The organism is Psychroflexus aestuariivivens, from assembly GCF_004010055.1.
GTDB lineage: Bacteria > Bacteroidota > Bacteroidia > Flavobacteriales > Flavobacteriaceae > Psychroflexus > Psychroflexus aestuariivivens.
This window is the reverse complement of the sequence record NZ_RQVT01000013.1, coordinates 31,309-57,654: the sequence shown is the minus strand read 5'-3', so window position 1 is coordinate 57,654 and position 26,346 is coordinate 31,309. Positions and strand designations below refer to the sequence as shown.

The window sequence follows — 26,346 nt, the reverse complement described above, 5'->3', positions numbered from 1 at the left end:
GCCGCCTTCCTTATTTGCAATAAAAGCCTCTAGAAATAGAGGCTTTTTTGTTTTAATCAAACAGTCTTTGACAATAAATAATAATTCGAGTCTTATTTATCATATTAATTCTAAGTAAATTTCTCCTTTCATATACAATTCAGCTTCTCCACTAATTTCAACTCGATCATTTAAATATTCACATTCTAAATATCCCTTCCGATTTGAAAGTTGAATTGCCGAAAGTTTGGTTTTGGATAATCGCCTTGACCAAAATGGTGTTAGTGTTGTATGAGTTGAACCAGTTACGGGATCTTCAGTAACTCCAATTTGTGGTGCAAAAAATCTTGATACAAAATCAACATGATTTCCTTTTGCAGTTATAATTATACCTCGACTATTCAATTTTGATATTTTATTAAAATTTGGTTTGATGTTATTTATCTCTTCTTCAGTTTCAAACAAAAGCATGTAATCTGATTTTCCTTTGTATGCTGATTTTGGTTGAATATTAAAACAACTTTTCAATTCATTTGAGAGGTTTATTTTTTTTATCAAATCGCTTGGAAAATTTAAGCTTAAGAATGTGCCTTTTTTTGAAACGGTTAATGTTCCACTTCTGTAAGAATGAAAATGAATGGTATTTTCAGAATAATTTTCATGATTGAATAATACAAAAGCCGTTGCTAAAGTTGCGTGTCCGCACAGGTCAACTTCAACTTTTGGAGTAAACCATCTTATCTGAAAAAAATCATCTTGTTTAACGTAGAATGCAGTTTCAGCAAGATTATTCTCCTGTGCTATTTTCTGTAAAATATCATCGCTCAACCATTCTTCTAAAGGGCAAACAGCCGCTGGATTTCCTGAAAATATTTTGTTTGAAAAAGCATCTATTTGATATATTCTTAAATTCATTTGATATATATGTTATAATTTGCTTGTTATGGTATTTAAAAATTTGGTGATATTTTATTTATTACGATACTAAAACTTAGTTTTGATAATGTTCAAATTTAATTAATATGAAGATATTAAAGCTGCTGTGATTAATTTAATGAATTTAAGCATTTAAATTTTAAATTACCAATTATATATCTTGAATTCAATACATCTTTATCATATTTTTAAACCTAATTTACCTATTTTTAAACAAAAATCAAATGATGAGATTAATACTATTTTTTCTAATTAGCTTTCTTACCTATATTCCTTTATCAGCTCAAGATCAATATATCTATTGCGGAAATTTGATAGATGTCGAGTCCGGAAAAGTTTTGTCTAATAAGACAATTATTGTGAAGGATGATTTGATTCTCGATATTGAAGATGGATTTATTGAATTACCCTCTCAAAGTGAATTAATTGATTTAAGAGATTTTACTATTCTTCCTGGTTTGTTTGATATGCATGTTCATTTGGAGTCTGAAACTTCAAAAGATAACTATATTAAACCTTTTACTTTAAATGAAGCAGACATCGCTTTCGAATCACAAAAGCACGCAAAGACTACGTTATTCGCTGGATTTACTTCAGTACGAGATCTTGGAGGGACCGGAGTCAACACTAGTCTTAGAAATGCAATAAATAAAGGCTTGGTTTTGGGACCTACAGTTTATTCTGCTGGAAAATCTATCGCTACAACTGGTGGTCATGCGGATCCTACAAATGGTTATAAAGCTGACCTTATGGGAAATCCTGGACCCAAAGAAGGCGTTATTAACAGTCCAGAACAAGCTAGACAAGCAGTGCGACAACGTTACAAAAATGGTGCTGATGTTATTAAAATAACTGCCACTGGAGGAGTTTTGAGCCTTGCAAAAAGTGGGCATAATCCTCAGTTTTTTCCTGACGAGATTAAAGCTATTGTCGAAACAGCTAATGATTATGGAATGTTAACAGCTGCACACGCTCATGGCGATGAAGGCATGCAAAGAGCTGTAAAAGCTGGGATAAAAACAATAGAACACGGAACTATGATGTCAGAGGAGACCATAGAATTGATGATCAAGCATGGAACGTATTATGTGCCAACTATAACAGCAGGAAAAAGTGTTGCAGAACTTGCAGAAATTGATGGTTATTATCCAGAACTTGTTGTACCTAAAGCAAAAGCTATTGGTCCAAAAATCCAAAGCACTTTTGAGAAAGCTTATAAAAAAGGAGTCAATATTGTTTTCGGAACGGATGCTGGTGTTTTTAAGCATGGCGAAAACGCTAGAGAGTTCGGTTTCATGGTTGAAGTTGGCATGCCGCCTATGGAAGCAATCCAATCAGCAACAATTATTGCTGCAAAATTACTTGCTGTTGATTCACTTTATGGTTCTATTACTAAAGGGAAAAAAGCAGATATTATTGCAGTAAAGAAAAATCCGATTGACGACATTTCTACTTTACTAAATGTTGTTTTTGTTATGAAACATGGTAAAGTTATAAAGTATGATGAAATGTAATTAGTGATGAAATTTTTTTAAGAAAAGTTTCAATTTATGAATTAATTCAAAAAAAATATATCTTCTATATTTAAAATAATTTTCACTTGCACTTATATGACTGTAAACTCAACTTATAAAGTGTTTAAAAATAATATCTTTTCCTTCCAAAATTCCGATTTCTCCTTCAGATATTAACCTAACTTTGCTGATTAGGATTTTTTAAATATTATACATTAAATCAAAACTATGACTGAAATATTTGACTGGATCTTTTCAGAATATCAAAATACACCGCTCCATTTTATAATCTTAGAAGTTATAGCTATTATTTTTGGGTTTTTAAGTGTTTTATTTTCCAAAAAAGATAATATTCTGGTGTTTCCTACAGGTATTATTAGCACTTTGATTTTTGTATATATTCTTTATGAATATGGCCTTTTAGGAGATATGATGATCAACGCTTACTATTTTATAATGAGTGTTTACGGTTGGTATATTTGGACAAGAAAAGTAGATAAAAACCATTTCATACCAATTACAAGAGCTACAAAAAGTGAGCATTTATGGTCGATAATTATTTTTATATCGACAATTATTTTTGTTGCTTTTATCTATGAAGTTTTCGAAAAATGGGACGGCTGGGTCACTTATACAGATGTGGTAACAACTGCTATATTCTTTGTGGGTATGTGGCTGATGGCAAAAAAACGCATAGAAAACTGGATTTATTGGATCATCGGAGACTTAATTTCAGTACCATTATATTATCACAAAGGTTTAAGTTTTACCGCTTTTCAATATTTACTTTTTACTATTATTGCAGTATATGGATATTTAGCATGGAAAAAGCACTTGTACAAACCAAAACAAAACTTACTAAAATAGTACTTTTCGGGCCAGAATCTTCTGGTAAAACTTCATTAGCCAAAGCCTTGGCAGAATCTTATAACACAGAATGGGTTCCGGAGTTTGCTAGAGAATATTTACAAAAGAAATACGACGATTCTGCTGAAATTTGTGAAGAAGAAGATCTAATTCCTATTGCGATAGGTCAGATGAAATGGGAAAATGAAAAGTCCAAAACTGCTAAAAATTTGTTATTTTGCGATACCAACTTATTACAAACTTATGTATATGCAACGGTTTACTTTGAAGATTTTAAAAATGAAACTTTAAAAGAATATGCGTTCAAACACGATTACGATTTTTATTTTTTAACTTACATTGATACACCTTGGGAAGAAGATGATTTGCGAGATAAACCTAATGAAAGAATCGAAATGTTTGAAATATTTAAGCATTTTTTGAAAGCAAACAATCTGCCTTTTGCGGTAATTAGTGGAAGCTTAGAGCAAAGAATTCTAAAAGCCCAATCGATTATTGAAAATCTATAAATAACTAACAAAAGATGAAATTTCTCCAACAGGATTTAGAACAATTCAAAAAGCACAACTTAACTGAAGAAAAAGTTATGCAGGATTTGAAACATTTCAAAAATGGTTTTCCCAACTTAGAAATCGTTAACCCTGCAACGATTGGGAATGGGATTTTTCAACTCAACAATACTAAAAAAGAAAAGTTTTCAAATGTTTTTGAAAAAAGTAATTTCAAAATTTTAAAATTTGTTCCAGCTAGTGGAGCAGCTTCAAGAATGTTCAAGCTTTTGCATTGCTTTCTGGATGAATTTCCGAAATCTAAACAAAACCTTAAATCTTTCCTGCAATCTTCAGAATTTAAACCGTTAAAAGATTTTTTCAACGACATCAATAAGCTGCCATTTTATGACGAAATTTATGACAAATTACATTCATCCGTAGATAATTTCGATGATTTACCTAAAGATGAAAAGATTCTGCGCTTAGTAGATGAAATGCTTTCAACAAAAGCTTTTGGATTATCAGACTTACCTAAAGGTCTCATTGTTTTTCATAATTACGGAAAAGAAAAAGTTACTGCTTTTGAAGAACATTTTCATGAAGCTTCGAAATATGCAGCTAATAATGGCTTAGCGAATTTACATTTTACCATTTCAGAAGATCATTTAGAAAAATTTAAATCTGCTTTAGAAAATATTCAATCTAAAGTTGAACGGGAAACCAATACCAAATTCAAAGTTTCATTTTCTTTTCAAAATCCTGCAACAGACACAATAGCGGTAGATTTTGATAATCAGCCGTTTAGAAAATCGGATGGCAAATTACTTTTAAGACCAGCCGGTCATGGTGCATTAATTGAAAATTTGAATAATATAGATGCCGACTTAGTTTTTATAAAAAATATTGACAATGTTTCTTTACGAACTAATGATAAGACTGATTCAGAATCGAATTATTACAAGAAAATATTGGCCGGAATTTTAATAAATCTTCAAAATAAAACATTCAAATTTATTCGAAATTTACAGGATAATCCTAACGAAGATTTAAAAGAAAAAGCTGTTGATTTCTTAAAAAATAAATTGAATGTGTATTCTGATTTCGAAAACGTAGATCAGATTATAAGTGTTCTCAACAGACCTATTCGCGTTTGTGGGATGGTAATCAACCAAGGTGCGCCAGGTGGTGGACCGTTTTGGATTAAGAATAATGATGGTACAATTTCACTTCAAATTGTAGAAAAATCTCAAATCGATCTAACTAGAGAAAGTCAGCAAAAACATTTGAGTAATTCTACACATTTCAATCCGGTAGATATTGTTTGTGGTATCAAAAACTACAAAGGTGAAACTTTCAATTTGAAGGAATTTGTAGACCCAGATAAAGGTTTTATAGCTGAAAAATATATTGAAGGAACTGCGGTCAAGGCTTTAGAACTTCCTGGGCTTTGGAATGGTGGCATGGCATTTTGGAATACAGTTTTTGTAGAAGTTCCAGCTGAAACTTTTAATCCTGTAAAAACTGTTTTGGATTTGCTGAAACCAGAACACCAAGCTAAAGTCGATGTTTGATCAGGATGAAATTTTAAAAGAAGTTGAATTTAAAACTGCTTTAAGTGGCGGACCTGGCGGACAACATGTCAACAAAACTGAAACCAAAGTGATATTGACTTGGGATTTGGAGAAATCTAATGTATTTTCAGAATCTCAAAAAAGCCAACTTCAAAAGAAATTAAAAACAAAACTGAATAAAGATCAACAAATTCAATTAAGCGTCTCTCAAACCAGAAGTCAACTGCAAAACAAGAAATTGGTTATTCAGAAATTTTTGGATATGCTAACTTCAGCATTGAAGCAAAAGAAAAAACGGATTAAAACAAAACCTTCAAAAGCAGCTAAATTGAAAAGATTAAAAAAGAAAAAACAACATTCCGAAAAGAAAATCAATCGGAAAAAACCAAAGATTTAGTCAACATATTTATATGAAGGTTTTATCTAAATATACTCCCTAAAAAAAGATAAAGAAAGCATTAGATCAAAACTAAAGTTATAAACTTAGAATTGATTTTGAAATAATTTCAGACTGAGAAAGTATAACATCAGTCTGAAATTATTTTTATTTTAAAATTTATTAAGCTGAATTTCTACTAGCATTTATATTCCCAAACAAAGCTCTAATCACCATTTTTTCATAAGTTTCCTTTTGTGGATCATTTTCTTGGATTTTCTGTAATGCATATTGCTGGATACTGAGTAAAGGCAGAATAATATTTTCGCGCATGCTAATTGATTTTCTTGCCAGTTCTTCATTTTCCATCAACTCGTTTTGATTAGTGAGTCGAAGCACTAACTTTTTAGTGAGTTCATATTCTTTGCGTAACTCTTTCCAAAATTCACCATATTTTTTATCATTCTTCATGTATGAGGTCAATGGGAAATAAGATTTTTTCATAGACATGATGCTATTCAATATCAATGATCTAAAAAAAGCTGAGTTTTCATATAAATCTTCAACCAAATCAAATTGATCTTCATAAGCATTTAGTGCGGTTCCTAAACCGTAATAACCAGGCACATTTTGTCGAACCAAACTCCATGAACCTACAAAAGGAATGGCTCTTAAATCTTTCAGCTGAAGTTTAGCATCTTGATTTCTCTTTGTTGGTCTGCTGCCAATATTTGTTGCACCATAATATTTAAGCGTTGTCATTTCTTCGAGGTAAGGAATAAACAACTCGTGTTCTTTTAAACTGATATATTTTTGATAGCTTCTATCCGCTAAATCGGTCAATAATTCTTTGTGGTTTGGCTTCCAGCTATTACTTTGTTTTGATTTTACGCCAGCTAAAAGTAACTGTTCAAAATTATAAGTGGCTTGTTCTTGGGTTCCAAAAACGCTGGTTATTGTTTGCCCTTGAATAGTTAATTGTATTTTTTCGTTTGCAATTTCGTTGCCTTGTGCGGCATAAAATTGATGGGTTTTTCCGCCGCCACGAGCGGGTGGGCCGCCACGACCATCAAAAAACACAACTTGATAGCCTTTTTGTCGAGATAAACTCGTTAAACGTTCTTTAGTTCTATAGATTTCCCAATTTGCTTTCAAATAACCGCCGTCTTTAGTACCATCTGAAAAACCTAACATGATGTGTTGCTCCTGTTTTCGCTTTAGTAAATGATTTTTATAAGTCTCATTTTCATATAGCGCTTTCATTACGGATTCAGAATTGTCCATGCCTTCCATAGTTTCAAATAATGGAACAATATCTATATGAATTTCATCTTCTTTGTATGCACAATATTTGAAAATTGCAAACACATGAAGGACGTCAAAAATGCTTTCGGAATTGGAAATAATATAACGGTGCAAGCCACGCTGACCATTCAAATTCTGGATTTCTTGGATTTGATAAACGTTCTTTAAAGTATCCACAACCAATTCATCGGAATAATCGTCTGGATTTATTTCTAAAGATTTTTGAGTCAAATACTGTATTTTTTCTTCCGAAGTTAATTCATCATAATTTAGCTGGAATTCCTTTTTAAAAATTTCTTTTATAACTTGATTATGCACACTACTATCTTGACGGATATCTAATGTTGCAAAATGATTTCCAAAAAGATGAACTCTTCCTATAAAGTCATCTATCAAATCAATATTTAGGGATCTATAATTTTTTTCAACCAACTTCCTAACACGATACATGATTTTCAAAATTTCTTCTGAAGTTAGACTTGTCTTTTTTTTGAAAATCTGCTTATAAAGTTTGCGTTTGAGTTTATTCAGAGGTTCGTCAACTTCTCTAAATGTAAGTTTGCGCATCAAAATTTTGAGGTGATTATAGTAACATTTCATAATGGTAATGCGCAATTGAGTTGCCACTTCATAAGTGGTCTCTTTAGTCACAAAAGGATTTCCATCTCGATCTCCGCCAGGCCAAAATCCCATTTCTAATAAATTTGGATTGAAGTCTGGAGACAAATTCGCAGACTTTCCAATTTTATGATAGATTTTGCCTAATGTGTCATAATAGACGTATCTTAAGTAGAAAATTATACTTTGCGCCTCATCAAAAGGCGTAGGTTTTTCCCTATTTATAAAAGGTGTAAAAGCCAGTTGTTGAAGAATATTGTCAATCTTTGTAATACTATCTTGTTGAACAGCGTTACGAAGTTCGTGCATAATTCCTTGTACATTGTTAGGATAAAACTGAGTAGGGTGAGCGGTAAAAACTACTCTCGAGCTAAAGCTTTTTAAATGTTTGACTAAATCTTGTGAATTTTCGTTTTGAGGTTGAAGACTGTCTTCAATTTTTTGCTTTTTGAAACTTGAAAAAGCAGCATCTTCAATACTATCGAACAAAACGACTTGTCGTTCAATATATTGAATCATCCTAAATAATAAATCAAATTTTTCTTGATCTGTTTCAAGATCTGTATGATTTGCCAAAAAGTCTTCAATTACTTCTTTTGGTTCAGCATCTTTTTGGTAACCTTCCTTGCTTAGCTTATGCAAAAGCGGAATAAAAATACCGGTATAAGTTGTATTTTCGTTAGGTAAATTCAAAAATAAACTATTGTAAATCAGGTATTTATTTTTTACAAGCTGTCTGAATTTTTCTACACGTTCGTTGTTTTGCATGGCTAGTTCAATTTAAATTTAATATATTTTTTAGGAATTAGGGTCAAAACTTAATTCCTACTCTATTTCAAAAATAAAGAAATACGCGTAAATATAAGAGTAGCTAAGAATCTATTTTTTTTCTAAGTTATAAAGAGACGAATTTTTTAAAAAAAAAATTATGAAAACTGGAATTTGATTTAATCAAAATTGAAATTGACTGGAGTTTTTATTTTTTAAATTCCACTGGAAAATATGCTTGGGAACTCACATATCGACCGTCTATTTTGCCTGGTGTAAATTTAAGTTCACAATTTTTAATGACATTTTCAGCAATTTTATCCAAACCGAGTTTGTTTTCTTTTAAAGCCTTGACGTACTTGATTTCACCATTTTTACTAAGCACAAAACTGACATAGATTTTATAGTCTTTTTCAAGCTTTAAACCTTTAACACCATCATTAATTAATTGTTTATAATGCTTAGATTCAGATTTGCTCGGTTTGTTCAGTTTAACTCTTTCGTCCAATGCTGTATAAAATGCGACAATTATTTTGTTATTAGCTATTTGGAAATCAGATTCACTTAACTCCATTTCAGTGATTTTCGTAGCTTCAGTAATCTGAATATAATCTTCAAATTCAGTAATTGTTTTTAGTGGTAAGCAACCATTCAAATCCTTTAATTTTTCATACCAATTCCCAACCTTATGTTCCTCAAAGGAGGAGTAATTGACTCTAATTTCATCAGAATAATAACTTTTTGATTTTCCATACTCAGACTCATGTTTTACCATAAAACAGTCCAAATCAAGTATGGTTGTCGTGCTGTCTTTGAAAATTTCTGAACTATAATTACCGTAGTTGGATTTACGCGAGTCTCTATAGGTTATATATTCTCTATCTGCATAGTTGTCGTACATTCTTTTTGAAATATTATCATATGAATAAGAATATTTAACTTCACCTTTATCTATGTAGCTTGTTTTGTAAAAATTATCAGTAATTAAATAAGTTTTCTTTTTAGTTCTTTTTGTGGACAATATCGAATCAATGTCAACTTTATCATTTTTAAGAATAATTTCAGTATTATATTCAATTTTACCACTAAAATTTTGTGAGTAAATTGCTAAACTGAAAAATAGGATTGTAATATTTAATATAATTTTCATTTTATATTTATTTTGAAAGTTTTTTCAATATCTAAAAATAGACAAAAAATGCATCTAATCCTGAATTAAGGCGAGACTTTGAAAATGAATGGACTTTAGAAGACCTTCATTTATTTTTTAAAATACGCTTGAGTTCGTTCATTAAAATCAATATCAATTTACTGAAATATTAAAGTTTAGAAAATCAAAAAATGAATAAAATAAAAATGCTTTGCCTGATTAATATTCAAAACATTTATTTTAGTTTTGCACCACATCTCAAAGGGGTGTTCTGCGCAAGTGGGACTGAGATTATACCCAATGAACCTGGGCAAGTAATGTTGCCAAGGGAGAATGACAAGTCGATTGTCACCATTGTATTGACTCCTGAAACCAAAGTGGTTTTCAGGATTTTTTTATTTTAATCATTAATCTAGAATAATTGCCCCTTTTATTCGTAAAAATCATTACGAATGAAATTCAAATTATTTCTACTTTGCCTTAGCTTTTGGAGTTGGCAAGGTTTCTCACAAGACTACACCGTCAAAGGAAAAGTAACCGACGGAGAAGAAGCGCTTCCTGGTGTCAATGTGTACACTAAAAGTACCCAATCAGGCACGATTACAAACTTAGATGGAAATTATCAATTGAGTTTGCCAGCTGGAAAATACACTTTGGTATTTTCTTACGGAAATCAAAAAGAAATTGACATTGATTTGACTGAAAATATCACACTAGATGTTGATATGTCGGATGTTCAAGAATCACTGGGAGAGGTTTTTGTAAGATCTGTGCGAGTAGATGCAGATTCACCAATCACGCATTCCAATTTTAGTAAAGAAGATATTGAAGAGCGAAATTTGGGTCAAGACATTCCAATTTTGTTAAATGTTCTTCCCTCAGTAGTATCTTCTTCGGATGCTGGAAATGGCGTTGGCTATACTTCTATTCGTGTACGAGGTAGCGATGCTTCAAGAGTAAATGTAACATTAAATGGTATTCCGTATAATGATCAAGAAAGCCAAGGCTCTTTTTGGGTGAATTTACCAGATTTTGCATCGTCTACCGAAAACATGCAACTTCAGCGAGGCGTGGGAACTTCTACAAATGGTTCTGGAGCATTCGGTGCGAGTTTGAATATCTTGACACAAACTAAAAATGAAACGCCTTCAGCTGAAATTTCAAACTCTTTTGGTTCTTTCAATACTAGAAAACATACTGTTGAATTTGGAACTGGATTGTTAGAGGATAAATTTACTTTCTCAGGACGTTTGTCACAAATAAAATCTGATGGTTACATCGATCGTGCATTTTCAGATTTGAAATCTTACTTCCTACAGGGAACATTTAAAGATGGTGGCACGTTTATAAAAGCCTTGACTTTTGGAGGAAATAACATAACTTATCAGGCATGGAACGGAATCAGTTTAGAAACTTTGAAAGAAGACCGAACATTCAATCCTTCAGGAATGTACACTGATGAAAATGGAGAAACGCAATTTTACGACAACGAAGTTGATAATTACAAGCAAGACCACTATCAGTTGCATTGGAACCAAAAACTTGATAACAATTGGTCAACAAATTTAAGTCTAAACTATACTTATGGCCGCGGATATTTCGAACAATACGAAGAAAATGCAGATTTAAGCTTTCATGAAATAGGTCCGGTGGTAGTTGGAGATGTAACTATCGAAGAATCAGATTTAATCCGAAGACGTTGGCTTGATAACGACTATTACGTGGTTAACGGAACGGTGAATTATAAAGACAATTTAGTAGATTTCAACGCTGGATTATTTTATAGTTATTACACCAATGACCATTTTGGAGAAGTGATATGGTCAAGATTTGCTGGTGATTCAGAAATTAGAGATAATTACTACTTTGGCGTAGGAACCAAAAAAGAATTTACCTCATTTGCTAAGGCCACTCTTAGACTAAGTGACGAATGGAGCGTATTTGGTGACGTTCAAGGGCGGTTTTTGAATTATGAAATGAAAGGATTAACCTCAGATAAAGTGAATTTGCCAGTAGACCAAGATTATAATTTTTTCAATCCAAAAGCAGGAGCTACATTTCAATTAAATTCAGAAAATCAATTTTATGCGTCTTATGGTCGTGCCCAACGTGAGCCAAGGCGAACTGATTTTGAAAATGGCATTACCGATCCAGAAGTTTTAGACGATTTTGAATTGGGATGGCGTGCTGAATCTGGACAATCTACTTTTAGTGCTAATTTGTACTATATGTATTACAAAGATCAAATGGTCTTGACGGGTGCTTTAGATGATGTTGGCGCACCAATTCGTGAAACTAGCGGTCAAAGTTATCGTTTAGGGTTGGAATTGGATGCAAATGTTCGTATTTCTGACCAATTTACAATGCAGCCTAATTTAACTTTAAGTCGAAATAAAAACATTGACTTTGTAGCTGAACTTGATGGAGAGTTGCAAGACTTAGGAAATACCAATATTTCTTTTTCTCCTGAAATAATTGCGGCAAATCAATTTATATTTCATCCTATTGAAAACTTCCAAATGTCTTTAATTTCAAAATTTGTGGGAGAACAATATATGGGAAATATCGATAGTGAAGCCTCAATTTTAGATAGCTTCTTTGTTAATGACTTTAATATTGTTTACGAATGGAGAAATGCGCCTTTATTTGAAACCATTACTTTTACTGGATTAGTGAACAATATTTTTGATGTGAAGTATGAATCTAACGGATATTTTTTCTACTATGATCAGCAAAACCAAAACGGTGAGGTAGAAACTGTAGAAGGCGCAGGCTATTATCCTCAAGCTGGGACTAATTTCTTAGTAGGAGTAAGCCTGAAGTTTTAGTTAAAGAACAAATATTTTTCAAAAGAAAAAATCCGACTGGAAAAACTATTTCAGTCGGATTTTATTTTAGTTTCTAAAACAGAATTAGTCAACAAATTTAGCTGACTTTAAGATTGATTCTATCTCGAAAATTTGATTTCTTTTCGATGAAGAAGGTTTGAAAACAAATCCCTCTAAAACAACATAGCGTTCTTTGGCTTCGTCTTTTATGGCATAAGTCAGGAATGGACCTGCCATAAAAAAGCCTTCAACTTCCCAAGTTCCTTTGATTTCGTAGGCAAATTTACCATCAATCTTAGTTTCCGAAAGATAGGGAGCGTAAGCTTCTTCAGTAATCATATGTGTTTCTTCGTTCGGCCCAGGAATGTGTTTTTCTCCAATCGAATCTCTCATTCTAATCACATTTTCAATAATATTGCCGTCCTTTTCTATGGTGGAAGTTGGCACTTCATAAGCGAGAAGTTCCATGCTGCCATTTTGAATATCTTTTCTCATCCAGAAAAAACCATCTTCTTGTTTAGCATAACGATAAGCAGAGGGAAATAAAATAGAAATACCCAATTCTTTTTCAATTACATCGGTGCTTTTAGGAGATTTTCTCATCCGTCTTTGCTTTTCTCTAATTTCTGCAGCTTGAAATTTTGAGATGAATTTGTTGGCATTCTCTTCCAAAGTTTCAATTATTGCTCGTTCATTTGGTCCGCCGACAACAATACCAACTTGTGGCTTAGCAAATGAATCTATCAAAATTTTGTGAACCGCAGTTTTAGCTTCTTCTATCTTTAAAAATGTTCTGCTTCTTCTTACAAAACCATTAAAAGCTTTTGGTGGGATTTGGCGCAATGCAAAAAGTGGCTCCTGTTGTGGTAGTCCATCTACATTGGCAGCAAAAATTTCTCGTATAGATTCACCAATGGAATCTTGCCAAGCTTCATTTGTGATAATAACAGATATTTGATTTATGTTTCCTGAAGATTCAGCTTTGTAAGCTGTATTTTTAGAATTATCTCCGCAAGAAAGTATAGAAAGCGCTATTAGAAATATGAAAAAAAGATTTTGTAAACGCATTTTAAATGTTTTTTTGATTGTGAAATTTTAATACTAACCAAGTAGCTAATATCATTCCATATTGCAAGTTTAATCAAAAAAAAATAAAATTATTTTAACACGCCATATTTTGAATGGATCTGAACTTTTGTTCTAAAATCAATCTTTCTAAACGGTTATTCCAAAATGGAACTTCTTTATAGAAATTGATACATTTTTCCAAAGTGTTTTGACTAAAAAATTTAGGAAGAATTTCTTCAATCAAATCCTTTTTAATGAATTCTGAAACATCTTGGTAATCATCTGTAGTCTTTATTGTGTAACCGATACTATTTTTGAATTTATGAAATTGCCTATTTTCTTTCATAAAACAATCTTGAGAAACGCAAACTGCCAAATCAGTCAACTCAGGTTTTTGTTCTATTGCATTTTTAATTGGCGGAATCATTAGCCCAAGATTAATTCTAAAATCAACTTGATCATCTGTGCTCCACCAATAATTTTGTATATTCAAAACAAGGGAAAATTCATCATAAGATTTCCACCACATTTCACCATCATTACTAAAACCAGCTGCTTTTAGAAGCGGGTTTAGTACCTCTTCACGAATCTTAAGTTGTTGATTTATCGCTATCATTTTTTGTTGAAATAAATTATATAACAAATTTACGCCCCATAAAAAGAACAAGATTACGGTTCGCCCGTAAAATAATTACGGTAAAACCGTAAATTTGGTTCACTATTAATATTAAATTTTTAATTCAGCTTAAATCAACAACTTCAGCGAATAAAACCTAACTTTGCAAAAAATTGATTAAAATGGATTCTAAAAAGTCTAAAAAACAACAAAATACGTCATCTAACTCGCGTAAACAGACTTCGAAAAAAGCTAAAGACGCTAAAGTTGACAAGCAAATAAAAGATCCTTCAGCTGGAATGCGACTTAATAAATATATCGCCAATTCCGGGATTTGTTCTAGACGAGATGCAGATATTTATATTTCTGCCGGCAATGTTACTGTCAACGGTAAAGTGATTACCGAAATGGGCTATAAAGTGAAACTAGAGGATGAAGTAAAATTCGATGGTAGACGAATTAATCCTGAACCTAAAGAATATTGGTTGCTCAACAAACCGAAAAGTGTTTACACTACGGGAAGTTATGATAATAATAATATGACGGTTTTGGATTTGGCGTCCAAAGTAACTAAAGCAGAAGTTAAGCCTGTCGGAAAGTTAGATACAAGTGCTTTAGGTCTTATTTTACTTACTAATGATGGAACTTTAGCAAAAAAATTAGCCAACCTGAAACATGGAATTAGGCAGATTTATGATGTTGAGTTGAATAAAAATCTAGATCACCCACATTTACAGCAAATAAAAGATGGGATTATGATAGAAGGTTTTCCTGTGAAAATAGAGGATGTGTCTTATGTAAGTAATAAAACTAAAAAAAACATAGGAATAGAGTTAAAAAGTCAAAGGCCACATATTGTTCAAAAAATCTTCAAAAAATTGGGTTACGAAATTGTCAAATTAGATCGCGTAGTTTATGGTGGATTGACGAAAAAAGATTTGCCTAGAGGCAGAATGCGACAATTGACAAAGCAAGAAATCATTAATCTTGGCTTGTTGTAAATTTAACAACTAAGCTATTTTTTACTAATTGAAAATGGTATTATTTTGTATTCGTTAAAAATAAAAGAATAAAGATATTAATTTCGACTATAAATCTTGAAATCCAACATTTTACAAAACTGTATTTTCAAATTTTCATTTAGGAAATCCAGACTTCTTTTAAAAAAATGTAACTCAGGCAAACATTCACAGATAAATTCTTTATTTTCAACTTTTATAAATCTTTTAAATGAATACAAAATACATTGACCTGATAAGTCAAACTTATGACTTTCCACAAGAAGAATTTCAACTTAATGGCGATGAGCTCAAGTTTCACGATATAGACCTTATGTCTCTAGTCGAGGAATATGGTGCACCTTTGAAATTTACATATTTACCTAAAATTTCTGAAAATATTCAACGTGCCAAAAAATGGTTTAGCGAAGCTATTGAAAAGCATAATTATAAGGGTGAATACAATTATTGCTATTGCACTAAAAGTTCACACTTTCAACATGTTCTGCATGAAGCTCTGAAAAACGATATTCATATTGAAACTTCTTCTGCTTTCGACATTGATATTGTAAATGATTTAAAACGAAAAGGTAAAATAAACGCAAATACATATGTAATTTGCAATGGATTCAAAAGAGATCAATATATTAATAATATTGCCAATTTGATCAACAATGGTCATCGCAAGTGTATTCCTGTGATTGATAATTATGAAGAAATTGACCTGTTAACAAAAAACATAAAAGATGATTTTCAAATCGGTATTAGAATCGCTTCAGAGGAAGAACCTAAATTTGAATTTTACACATCTAGGCTAGGTATTGGCTACAAAAATATTGTACCATTTTACGAAGATCAGATCAAAAATAACGATCAGGTCGAGTTGAAAATGTTACATTTTTTCATTAATACTGGCATTCGCGATACTGCTTATTATTGGAACGAATTACAAAAATGTTTACGTGTTTACACTCGATTAAAGAAAATTTGTCCGAGCTTGGACAGTTTGAATATTGGTGGCGGATTTCCTATCAAAAATTCGTTATATTTCGATTATGATTATGAATATATGGTAGATGAAGTTATCAACCAAATCAAACTCACTTGTGAAGAAGAAGGCGTTCCCGTACCACATATTTTTACTGAATTTGGTAGTTTCACAGTAGGGGAAAGCGGTGGAGCCGTTTATGAGGTTTTGTACCAAAAACAGCAAAATGATCGTGAAAAATGGAATATGATTAATTCATCCTTCATCACTACTTTACCAGATTCTTGGGCAATTAGCAAGCGCTTTATTATGCTTGCAGTAAATCGTTGGAACGATAGATATGAGCGTGTGTTACTAGGAGGTCTAACTTGTGATAGCGACGACTACTATAATTCCGAACAACACATGAACGCCATATATCTACCCAAATACGAAAAAGAAAATCCGCTTTATATTGGATTTTTCAATACTGGTGCTTACCAAGAAACCATTGGTGGTTTTGGAGGATTGCAACACTGCTTAATCCCAAGTCCAAAACATTTATTGATAGACAAAAACAGTGACGGAAAATTATCCGTTAAATTATTTAGTGAACAACAAAAAAGTGAAGATTTATTAAAAATTTTAGGTTATCATGACAGCTAAAAGAAATTATGCCGGAATTTCTGCTAAATATGCAGGAATAGACGAGGCTAAAGTAGTGTTAATTCCAGTGCCTTACGATGGTACAAGTACATGGCAAAAAGGAGCCGACAAAGGGCCTGAAGCTTTTTTGGATGCTTCAGAAAATATGGAACTTTATGACATCGAAACACGATCGGAAGTTTATAAAAAAGGAATTTATTTAGCACCACCAATTTCTGAGAATTCATCACCAGAAAAAATGGTTGAAAGCGTACATAAAACCACTAAAAATTATATAAATCAGGATAAATTTGTGACATTATTTGGTGGTGAACACTCTGTGTCTATTGGTAGTATTCGAGCATTTTCAGAAAGCTTTGAAGATTTAACTGTTGTTCAGATAGATGCACATGCAGATTTGCGACCAAGTTACGACGGTTCTAAGTGTAATCATGCTTGCGCAGTACATGAAGCCAGCAAAAATACAAATTTGATTCAAGTTGGAATTCGTTCTATGGATAGTAGCGAGGTCGAACACATGGACGAAGGCAGAACCTATTTTGCTCATGATTTATATGAAGATTGGATGGAAGATGCTATTGGACAAATGACTTCCAACGTTTTTATCACCATAGATTTAGACGCATTTGACCCTTCCATATTGCCATCAACAGGAACACCAGAACCAGGAGGTTTATTTTGGTATGAAACGCTAGATTTCTTGAAATTAATTTTTAAAAAGAAAAATGTAGTAGGTTTCGATATAGTAGAACTTTGTCCAAATGCTGAAGAAAAGTCATCAGATTTTTTAGCAGCTAAACTCTACTACAAAATGCTAACCTACAAGTTTTATAGCGATAGAATTTCAACAGAAGATGAATTTTAAATTTAAACTTAAAAACAATGGGTAAACCGATTACCGATTTCATAGAGAAATATTTTTTACACTTCAATGCTGCCAGTTTAGTAGATGCTGCTAAAGCTTATGAGGCTCAACTCAATAAAGGATCCAAAATGTTGGTTTCGTTAGCAGGTGCTATGAGTACTGCAGAACTTGGTAAAATTTTTGCTGAGATGATCCGTCAGGACAAAGTTCATATTGTGTCTTGCACAGGAGCAAATCTTGAAGAAGACATTATGAATTTGGTCGCACATTCGCATTATAAACGAATTCCTGAATACAGAGATTTAACGCCTCAGGACGAGTGGGATTTGTTAGAAAAAGGCTTGAATCGTGTAACCGATACTTGCATTCCTGAAGAAGAAGCGTTTCGAAGATTGCAAAAACACATCGTAAAAATATGGAAAGATGCTGAAGCTAAAGGCGAACGATATTTTCCTCATGAATACATGTACAAACTCCTATTATCAGGCGTTTTGGAAGAATATTACGAAATTGACCTCAAAGATTCGTGGATGTATGCAGCAGCAGAAAAAAACTTACCAATAGTTGTACCAGGCTGGGAAGATAGTACAATGGGTAATATTTTTGCTAGCTACGTTATGAAAGGTGAATTGAAAGCTTCTACTATGAAATCTGGTATAGAATACATGACTTTTCTAGCCGATTGGTATACAGAAAATTCTAAACCTGAAGTATCTTCAGGAATTGGATTTTTTCAAATTGGCGGTGGAATTGCTGGTGATTTTCCAATTTGTGTGGTGCCGATGCTTTACCAAGATATGGAACGTCCTGATACGCCATTCTGGAGTTATTTCTGTCAAATTTCAGATTCAACTACAAGTTACGGTTCGTATTCAGGAGCTGTGCCAAATGAAAAAATTACATGGGGAAAGTTGGATATTGACACCCCGAAATTTATTATAGAAAGTGATGCCACTATTGTAGCTCCACTTGTTTTTGCTTACCTTTTGGATATGTAATTTTAAAATATCAATCCTTGAAACCTAACTTTTGAGGATTGGTATTTAAATTATTTTTTAAGAAAACCAACCAAAGCGTCAAAAGAAATTCTTTTGTAACTCTCAATCGCTTTTTGGATTATTCACTCTAACAGAATTCAAATCTCTACATCTTATCATGGATCAACATAATAAAATAGAACAAGTTGAGCTGAAATATCTTTCACTTTATGATTTTGAAGCTTTAAAAGAAGTTTTCATTGAAATTTATGGTGATATTTCTGATGCATATTGGAAAAAAAGTGAATTGAAAAGTTTGATTGATATTTTTCCTGAAGGTCAAGTTGTGATTCTTGTAAATGGCGATATAGCTGGTTGTGCGTTTTCAATTATTGTAGATTATGACAAAATATCAGACAAGCACACCTACGATGATATCGCTGGAGACGTGAAATTCAAAAATCACGATGAAAATGGTGATATGCTTTACGGCATTGACATCATTATCAAAAAAAAATACCGTGGTTTGAAATTAGGTCGTCGCTTATACGATTACAGAAAAGAATTGACTGAACAACTCAATCTGAAAGGCATTGTCTTTGGCGGTCGAATTCCAAATTACTATAAATTTTCTTCGGAAATTAGCCCGAAACAATATATACAAAAAGTACGCACAAAAGAAATAAACGATCCGGTTTTGAATTTTCAACTGGCTAATGATTTTCGACCTGTGAGAATATTATCCAATTATTTGGAAGGTGATGCAGATTCCAAAGAATATGCAGTTTTGATGCAGTGGGACAACATTTATTATGTTAAAGAAAATCCGAAACCTAGCGTTCAAAAAAGCGAAGTCCGTTTAGGTTTGGTGCAGTGGCAAATGCGATCTTACAGAAGTCTTGAAGAATTGCTACATCAAGTTGAATATTTTGTAGAATCACTATCGGGTTACAGATCAGATTTTGCCCTTTTTCCAGAGTTTTTCAATGCGCCCTTAATGTCTAAGTATAATCATCTGAGTGAACCTGATGCCATTCGCGAATTGGCTAAATATACTGAGCCCATCAAACAGAAAATGGCAGAATTATCAATTGCTTATAATATCAATATTATTTCTGGTAGCATGCCTGAAGTCATTGACCAAAAGCTTTATAACGTTGGTTATTTGTGCAAAAGAGACGGTAGCATAGAAAGATATGAGAAAATTCATGTCACGCCAGACGAAGCTAAAGTCTGGGGAATGCAACGCGGAAGTGAATTTAAAGTTTTCGATACAGATTGTGGTAAAATAGGAATCTTAATTTGTTATGATGTTGAATTTCCTGAATTGTCCAGAATTTTAGCCAAAGAAGGTATGGATATTTTATTTGTGCCGTTTTTGACAGATACGCAAAATGGATTTTCGAGAGTAAAACTTTGTGCACAAGCCAGAGCAGTTGAAAATGAATGCTATGTGGCGATTGCTGGTAGCGTTGGAAACTTACCAAAAGTCCATAACATGGATATCCAATATGCACAATCAGCAGTCTTTACACCTTCAGATTTTGCTTTTCCAAGCGATGGCGTCAAAGCCCAAACAACACCGAATACAGAAATGATTCTAATTGCAGATGTTGATTTATTAGCGCTGAGAGAACTTCATAATTTCGGTAGCGTCAAAAACTTGAAAGATATTCGTAATGACTTGTATTCGCTGCAAAGAAAAAAATAAGTGTAGTTAGTTAACTTTAAATTTTAACATTACATCAAAGCTTTAATCATAAATATGTAAATTTGATTTAATTCAAATTAAACCATGTTAGATTTTTTTCAAAATACAGCTCTTTTTGCAGTTCTTTTATTCTTAAATTCATCATCTTCTGAAACAGAGAATTTTGAATATTGTGTTTATGATGATGAGGTTTTTCAACAAAATTGCCATCCTGACCCTAATTTCACCTATTCCACAGATCCTGAATATTTAGATTCTTTTCCAGAAATCAAAATCAGAGTTCATCTTTGGGGCTTCAATCAGGATGATGGCAGTAGTGAGGATAAGCTGACAGAGGATAAGATTCACGAATCTCTGAAATTGCTAAATTCTGCATTCAAAAATATGAAAGTTTGTTTTGAGCTAGATGGCTTCGACTTAATCAACGATTCAGAATTATATTGGACAAATTACTATAAATTTGGTAACAAAATCAGGTCTGGAGATTTCACAAGAGACAATGCATTAAACATTTACATTCCTTATAAATTCACCAATAACAATGATAAATTGAGAGGTGGAAAAATGTCCAATAACAGAATGACCGTCAATATGTTGAACTACAACACCGGTATTTTAGTGCATGAAGTTGGACACATTTTCGGTTTGATGCACACGCATTCTGGATACACCTCACAGCATTGTGAACGTGTTACAAGAGATGAAAATGACCCAAATTATAATGCTAAATGTGCAGGAGATAGGGTGACCGATACCAATGCCATGCCGAAATTGTATGGTAAATTTCATAAAATAAATGAGAATTGTGAATATATCGGCGATGCTACCGATTGTGAGGGAACGCCTTATACTTTAGAAAAAAGCGATATCCAAAATTTTATGGCTTACACTCAACATTCTTGTCGTGCTGTATTTACCACAGGACAAAAAATTCGAGCTAGAGAATATATTGCAAATCAAAAGCCTTTACAAGAAATGATTATGAAATAAAAACTGAATTGTATTTTTTTGTTGAATTCAATTTATTATATCTGAGATATTCGATTTGAAACATAAAAAAAGTCGAAAAAAATGAATTTTTTCGACTTTATAATTTGACTTAGTATCGAGTTTAAACTATTCCCTCCCTAAATAAATCATTATAAAATATAGAAGCGTTGCTAAAGAACCAATGGCGGCAACTACGTAAGTTCTTGCTGCCCATTTCAAAGAATCTTCTGAACCTTTGTATTCTTCTGGAGTGACAATATTTCTGTCTTTTAACCAAGCTAGAGCACGATTACTTGCGTCATATTCTACTGGAAGCGTAATGAAACTGAACAAAGTTCCTAATCCGAACATAATAATTCCAGCAAGCAAAACCATTTGTCCAACTCCAAAAGAAACCATTGTCATCAAAATCAATCCGCCCATAATTACCCATTGGCTCCATTGTGAAGCTACACTTACAATAGGAACAAGTTGACTGCGCATTTCTAACCAAGAATAAGCTTTGGCATGTTGTACAGCGTGACCAACTTCGTGTGCAGCTACAGCGGCGGCGGCGGCATTTCGCTGATTGTAAACACTTTCACTTAAGTTCACTGTCTTTTTTGTCGGATGATAATGATCGGTAAGTCTTCCTGGTGTAGAAATAACTTCCACATCATAAATATGATGATCTTCCAACATTTTACGCGCAATTTCTGCACCGGACATACCATTTTGTAGATGTACTTTTGAGTATTTTTTAAACTTACTTTTGAGTCGATTACTGACTAACCAACTGACCAATAAAATAGCACCAATTAATATATAATATCCAAACATATTTTGTTTTTTAAATTGTTATTTACTTTTCAAATATATCAAAACCCTAGCCAAAATTCATTGACCTGACATTTTTATCAAATTATTTTATTTTCAAGAAATAAAACTAAATATTGATAAACGTTATTTTACAATATTTACAATTTTTCCAGGAACAACGATGACTTTTTTAGGTTTTTGTCCTTCCAATTGTTTTTGTGTTCGTTCATCAGCCATTACGATTTTTTCAACTTCCTCTTTGGATAAATCTAATGACAAATCTAAAGTGAAACGCATTTTACCGTTGAATGACACCGGATAAGTTTTGGTATCTTCTTTTAAAAATTTCTCTTCAAAAACTGGGTATTCTGCCGTAGAAATACTGTTTTTGTGACCCATTTTTTCCCAAAGTTCTTCAGCGATATGTGGCGCATAAGGCGCAATTAATATAGCTAAAGGTTCAAGAATTTCACGATTATTACATTTTTGTTGGGTAAGCTCATTTACACAAATCATAAATGTTGACACTGAAGTGTTGAAACTGAAGTTTTCAATATCTTCTGTGACTTTTCTTATGGTTTTATGCAAAGTCTTGAGTGATTCCTTAGAGGCTTTTTCTTCTGAAATTGAAAATACTTCATCTTGGTGGTACAATTTCCAAAGTTTTTTTAAGAAGTTGAAAACACCAGACAAACCTGCAGTATTCCATGGTTTGGCTTGATCGATTGGTCCCAAAAACATTTCATACAAGCGCAAACTGTCCGCACCATATTCTTCACAAATATCATCTGGATTGACAACATTGTATTTCGACTTCGACATTTTTTCGACTTCTCGAGAAACAGTAAAAGCCCCATCCGGCTTCCCCAAAGGGGAAGAGTCAGCATCGTATAACTTTCCGTTATCTAAAATGAATTCGGCTTCGCTAAACTCTGGTCGCCAGTTTTTAAAACCTTCAATATCTAACTCGTTGGAGGTGTTGACAAAGGAAACATTGACATGAACAGGTGTAATTGCCAATGACAATGACCGAGAGATTTTAGTTTTACCTGGTCTTTCGAAAATTTTCAATTCTTTTTCTAGACTATCAATTTTTTCAGAAATAATTTGAACTGATTTCAAGCTAGATTCTTTATAGTTCTTTACATAGCGTCCCATTTCAGAAAATAACGCTCTAGAAACATAAAGATTAGGAAACTCCGATTTTCTTGGAATTTCTGACTCATCCTCTTCAGAAACCTCTCCCCAATTTTCTCCGATATAATGCCATTCAACTCTATAAACAAAAGCACTTTCACCCAAAATCATACCTTGATTGATGAGTTTTTTAAAGGGTTCGTCAACATTTAGATAACCACGGTCTTTCAAGAATTTCGTCCAAAATCTGGAATAGAGTAGGTGGCCAGTTGCATGTTCACTGCCTCCTAAATATAAATCTACATTTTGCCAATATTCCAAAGCTTCTTTGGAAGCAAAATTGTCTTTACGATTTTCAGTTTCCATATATCGAAACATGTACCAAGAACTGCCCGCCCAACCTGGCATTGTGTTCAATTCTAAAGGAAAAACCGTTTTGTCGTCAATCAAATCATTACTAACGACTTCATTTTTTTCAGAATCCCAAGCCCAATTTGTTGCTCTTCCTAGCGGTGGTGCGCCATCTTCGGTTGGCAGATATTCATTTATTTCAGGCAATTTCAATGGCAAATGTTTTTCCTCAATCATCTTAGGCAATCCATTTTTATAATAGACAGGAAAAGGTTCGCCCCAGTAACGTTGTCTGGAAAATACAGCGTCACGCAAACGATAATTGATTTTAGCTTTGCCTGCATCAATTTCTTCCAAAGCTTCAATGGCTTTGGAAATGGCGTCTTTTACATTCAGACCATTTAAAAAATCAGAATTGGCAATAATAGTTTGGGTTTTGTCAGCATGTGCATTTTCAGAAATATCAATATTTTCAAAGACATTTGGAATAGGAATATTGAAATGCTTCGCGAAATCATAATCTCTTTGATCGCCGCAAGGAACCGCCATGACAGCGCCAGTGCCGTAACCTGCCAAAACATAATCTCCAATCCAAATTGGAATCGGCTCCTTGCTGAGTGGATGTTTTGCGAATGCCCCAGTAAACACACCTGTAATGTTTTTTACATCTGCCATTCTCTCGCGTTCACTTCGCTTGGCTGAGGTTTTTATATAGTCTTCAACAACCGATTTTTGTTCTGGAGTTGTGATTTCCATAACTAATTCATGTTCTGGGGCTAAAGTTAGAAATGATACCCCAAAAATAGTGTCAGGTCGTGTTGTGAATGTTTCAATTATATGCTTTGAATTTTGAATTTCAAATTTCAACTGAGCGCCGACAGATTTTCCAATCCAATTGCGTTGTGATTCTTTCAAACTATCGGTCCAATCGAGTTTTTCAAGTCCACTTAACAAGCGTTCTGCATAAGCTGAAATCCGCATACTCCATTGTTTCATTTTTTTGCGAACCACGAGATAACCACCACGTTCAGAAACACCATTTACGATTTCATCATTAGCTAAAACGGTTCCCAATTGCGGACACCAATTCACTTCGGTTTCTGCTAAATAAGTCAAGCGGTATTTTAGTAAAATTTCTTGTTGTTGGTTTTCAGAATAATTTAGCCATTCTTCAGCAGAAAATTCGGTGACATCATCGTCGCAAGCGGCATTGATTTTTGAATTTCCTTCTTCTGTAAAAACAGAAATTAATTCATCAATGGAACGCGCTTGTTGGCTGTCTAAACAATAATAAGAATTGAATAATTGAATGAAAATCCACTGCGTCCATTTGTAATAATTTGGGTCGCTGGTGCGCACTTCACGACTCCAGTCGAAAGAAAAACCGATTTTGTCGAGTTGTTCTCGATAGCGCTTTATGTTGACTTCAGTGGTTTTAGCTGGATGCTGACCAGTTTGAATGGCATATTGTTCTGCAGGCAATCCAAATGAATCGTAGCCTTGTGGATGCAAAACATTAAAACCTTTGTGGCGTTTGTATCTCGCATAAATATCACTGGCAATATATCCTAAAGGATGCCCAACATGTAAACCTGCGCCAGACGGATAAGGAAACATGTCTAAAACATAAAAAGGTGGCTTTGGCTCACCTTCAAAATCTGTTTTTTGTTTGGCTTTAAAGGTTTGGTTGTCCGCCCATCTTTTTTGCCACTTGGATTCAATATCTTTAAAATTATATGCCATGTCGTTGTCTTGAAATTCAATTTTGGCAAAAGTAATATTTATGATATTAATACTGGTAAGTTTTAGAATATTGTAATCGGTCAAAAACGAATAATTCAAAATTTGTCTGAAGAATACAAATTTTGAAAACGGATTAATCGTCTTTCTTGACCATTATATAAGCTTGTTCATTTTCTTCGAGCTTTGTGCGGATTTTATGATTGTTTTGACTGTCTCTCAAATTTAGACTGACGGTATTTGGAGCTTTTTCACCAATATTATTAGCAATAATAGTGATGCTGATTTCTTCAGAATCGAATGGGATTTTAATGATTTTTTTCTCGTTTTTTATAGAATAATTCTCTAAAAACAAAGATTTATTGATATAAACATCAATGCGATCGCCATCTTCTAATTCTTCATCCCAAATTTCTAAATATAAATTTGGCTCATTTTTCATAAAAAGAGCCACTACATCGTCTTTTTCTAACAAATTGGCGTCTAGTTTCTTTTTGAACATAGAAGATGAAAGATTGATCTTTGTAATGCTATCAATTTTTTTAACTCGACTGATTTTCCTGTTTAGTTTGTCCATGCGATTGAAAAAGAAATCTGAACCAATAAGTTTAATTTCTCCCGAAACACAATCTTCACCGTTGGGAAATTTACCAGTGAAATTTCCTTCAATAATACTTTTTCTATTTCTTAATTTTACTTTTGCATCATTCAAATGAATATAGCAGAAACTGTCTGGTTCATAATCAGACTTTGTAGAAAGATTTTGAACTTCTTTGAATGAAATTAAATTTTCGTCATAGTCAATTTGACCTGAAATTTTAGAAACAGTGCGATGATCTCCAGAAAAATCTGTTATAGATTGACCCTCAATTTTACCATTTCCAATATCTTGGAAAGTCAACTTATAACTGATTACTGTTTTGTCTTCTAAGGAGATAGCTCCAATAAATTCTTGTGCTTTTTCGTCTTGGCCAAAAATACTTAAATTTATTAAGAAGAAAATTATCGAAAAAATACTTTTATTTAACATATAATTATTAGATTTACCGCTAACTTTTA

General features: G+C 32.9%; 21 protein-coding genes. 13 read left to right on the top strand and 8 right to left on the bottom strand.

Annotated features, from left to right (window positions below):
• Window positions 1–99: 99 nt before the first annotated feature.
• Window positions 100–894 carry a PhzF family phenazine biosynthesis protein gene (locus EIG86_RS02390; protein WP_127844549.1) on the bottom strand — a complete coding sequence of 265 codons (795 nt, stop codon included), beginning with the start codon at window positions 892–894 and terminating at the stop codon, window positions 100–102.
• A gap of 248 nt (window positions 895–1,142) precedes the next feature.
• Between EIG86_RS02390 and EIG86_RS02385 the strand changes: the two genes are divergently transcribed.
• The 5 genes from EIG86_RS02385 to arfB all read left to right on the top strand — a co-directional run bounded on the left by EIG86_RS02385 (window position 1,143) and on the right by arfB (window position 5,755).
• On the top strand, window positions 1,143–2,429 hold the full coding sequence (locus tag EIG86_RS02385; protein ID WP_127844551.1) for a metal-dependent hydrolase family protein: 1,287 nt from the start codon (window positions 1,143–1,145) through the stop codon (window positions 2,427–2,429).
• A gap of 228 nt (window positions 2,430–2,657) precedes the next feature.
• Window positions 2,658–3,296 (top strand): nicotinamide riboside transporter PnuC, encoded by a 639-nt coding sequence (gene pnuC, locus EIG86_RS02380; protein WP_127844548.1) that lies wholly within the window; start codon window positions 2,658–2,660, stop codon window positions 3,294–3,296.
• Window positions 3,251–3,805: an AAA family ATPase gene (locus tag EIG86_RS02375; protein ID WP_127844547.1), complete on the top strand. Its 555-nt coding sequence runs from the start codon at window positions 3,251–3,253 to the stop codon at window positions 3,803–3,805. The genes pnuC and EIG86_RS02375 overlap by 46 nt, the downstream gene beginning before the upstream one ends.
• 14 nt (window positions 3,806–3,819) lie before the next feature.
• Window positions 3,820–5,358 (top strand): DUF4301 family protein, encoded by a 1,539-nt coding sequence (locus tag EIG86_RS02370; protein ID WP_127844546.1) that lies wholly within the window; start codon window positions 3,820–3,822, stop codon window positions 5,356–5,358.
• Entirely contained in the window at window positions 5,351–5,755 is a 405-nt protein-coding gene (gene arfB, locus EIG86_RS02365) for an alternative ribosome rescue aminoacyl-tRNA hydrolase ArfB (RefSeq protein ID WP_127844545.1), read from the top strand. The genes EIG86_RS02370 and arfB overlap by 8 nt, the downstream gene beginning before the upstream one ends.
• A gap of 162 nt (window positions 5,756–5,917) precedes the next feature.
• Here arfB and EIG86_RS02360 read toward each other — a convergent pair whose 3' ends face one another.
• Both EIG86_RS02360 and EIG86_RS02355 read right to left on the bottom strand, forming a co-directional pair.
• Window positions 5,918–8,425 carry a phosphoenolpyruvate carboxylase gene (locus EIG86_RS02360; protein ID WP_127844544.1) on the bottom strand — a complete coding sequence of 836 codons (2,508 nt, stop codon included), beginning with the start codon at window positions 8,423–8,425 and terminating at the stop codon, window positions 5,918–5,920.
• A 208-nt stretch (window positions 8,426–8,633) separates the two neighbouring features.
• A complete protein-coding gene (locus tag EIG86_RS02355; protein ID WP_127844543.1) occupies window positions 8,634–9,575 on the bottom strand; it encodes an energy transducer TonB in 942 nt (313 codons plus the stop codon).
• A gap of 206 nt (window positions 9,576–9,781) precedes the next feature.
• Between EIG86_RS02355 and EIG86_RS02350 the strand changes: the two genes are divergently transcribed.
• Both EIG86_RS02350 and EIG86_RS02345 read left to right on the top strand, forming a co-directional pair.
• Complete coding sequence (locus tag EIG86_RS02350) at window positions 9,782–9,979, top strand: hypothetical protein (protein ID WP_205030449.1); 198 nt, start codon at window positions 9,782–9,784, stop codon at window positions 9,977–9,979.
• A gap of 48 nt (window positions 9,980–10,027) precedes the next feature.
• The gene (locus tag EIG86_RS02345; protein WP_127844541.1) at window positions 10,028–12,403 is read left to right on the top strand and encodes a TonB-dependent receptor; all 2,376 of its coding nucleotides are present in this window, start codon (window positions 10,028–10,030) and stop codon (window positions 12,401–12,403) included.
• A gap of 84 nt (window positions 12,404–12,487) precedes the next feature.
• Here EIG86_RS02345 and EIG86_RS02340 read toward each other — a convergent pair whose 3' ends face one another.
• On the bottom strand, window positions 12,488–13,471 hold the full coding sequence (locus EIG86_RS02340; protein WP_127844540.1) for a DUF4837 family protein: 984 nt from the start codon (window positions 13,469–13,471) through the stop codon (window positions 12,488–12,490).
• Window positions 13,472–13,565: 94 nt separating this feature from the next.
• The gene (locus EIG86_RS02335) at window positions 13,566–14,087 is read right to left on the bottom strand and encodes a DUF4304 domain-containing protein (protein WP_127844539.1); all 522 of its coding nucleotides are present in this window, start codon (window positions 14,085–14,087) and stop codon (window positions 13,566–13,568) included.
• A gap of 182 nt (window positions 14,088–14,269) precedes the next feature.
• On the opposite strand from EIG86_RS02335, the gene EIG86_RS02330 reads away from it, so the two are divergent.
• The 6 genes from EIG86_RS02330 to EIG86_RS02305 all read left to right on the top strand — a co-directional run bounded on the left by EIG86_RS02330 (window position 14,270) and on the right by EIG86_RS02305 (window position 21,261).
• On the top strand, window positions 14,270–15,088 hold the full coding sequence (locus EIG86_RS02330) for a pseudouridine synthase (protein ID WP_127844538.1): 819 nt from the start codon (window positions 14,270–14,272) through the stop codon (window positions 15,086–15,088).
• Window positions 15,089–15,317: 229 nt separating this feature from the next.
• Window positions 15,318–16,718 (top strand): arginine decarboxylase, encoded by a 1,401-nt coding sequence (locus EIG86_RS02325; RefSeq protein ID WP_127844537.1) that lies wholly within the window; start codon window positions 15,318–15,320, stop codon window positions 16,716–16,718.
• The gene (speB, locus tag EIG86_RS02320) at window positions 16,708–17,583 is read left to right on the top strand and encodes an agmatinase (RefSeq protein WP_127844536.1); all 876 of its coding nucleotides are present in this window, start codon (window positions 16,708–16,710) and stop codon (window positions 17,581–17,583) included. The genes EIG86_RS02325 and speB overlap by 11 nt, the downstream gene beginning before the upstream one ends.
• Window positions 17,584–17,600: 17 nt before the next feature.
• On the top strand, window positions 17,601–18,581 hold the full coding sequence (locus EIG86_RS02315) for a deoxyhypusine synthase family protein (protein WP_127844535.1): 981 nt from the start codon (window positions 17,601–17,603) through the stop codon (window positions 18,579–18,581).
• A 157-nt stretch (window positions 18,582–18,738) separates the two neighbouring features.
• Window positions 18,739–20,271 carry a carbon-nitrogen hydrolase family protein gene (locus EIG86_RS02310; RefSeq protein WP_127844534.1) on the top strand — a complete coding sequence of 511 codons (1,533 nt, stop codon included), beginning with the start codon at window positions 18,739–18,741 and terminating at the stop codon, window positions 20,269–20,271.
• Window positions 20,272–20,355: 84 nt separating this feature from the next.
• Window positions 20,356–21,261 carry a zinc metalloprotease gene (locus EIG86_RS02305; RefSeq protein ID WP_127844533.1) on the top strand — a complete coding sequence of 302 codons (906 nt, stop codon included), beginning with the start codon at window positions 20,356–20,358 and terminating at the stop codon, window positions 21,259–21,261.
• 126 nt (window positions 21,262–21,387) lie between these two features.
• Here the strand turns inward: EIG86_RS02305 and EIG86_RS02300 are convergent, their stop codons facing one another.
• From EIG86_RS02300 to EIG86_RS02290, 3 genes are all read right to left on the bottom strand, one after another.
• A complete protein-coding gene (locus EIG86_RS02300; protein WP_127844532.1) occupies window positions 21,388–22,080 on the bottom strand; it encodes a zinc metallopeptidase in 693 nt (230 codons plus the stop codon).
• A 123-nt stretch (window positions 22,081–22,203) separates the two neighbouring features.
• Entirely contained in the window at window positions 22,204–25,290 is a 3,087-nt protein-coding gene (locus EIG86_RS02295; protein WP_127844550.1) for a leucine--tRNA ligase, read from the bottom strand.
• A 133-nt stretch (window positions 25,291–25,423) separates the two neighbouring features.
• Window positions 25,424–26,317, bottom strand: coding sequence for a hypothetical protein (locus EIG86_RS02290; protein WP_127844531.1), 894 nt, complete (start codon window positions 26,315–26,317; stop codon window positions 25,424–25,426).
• Between the last annotated feature and the right edge of the window lie 29 nt (window positions 26,318–26,346).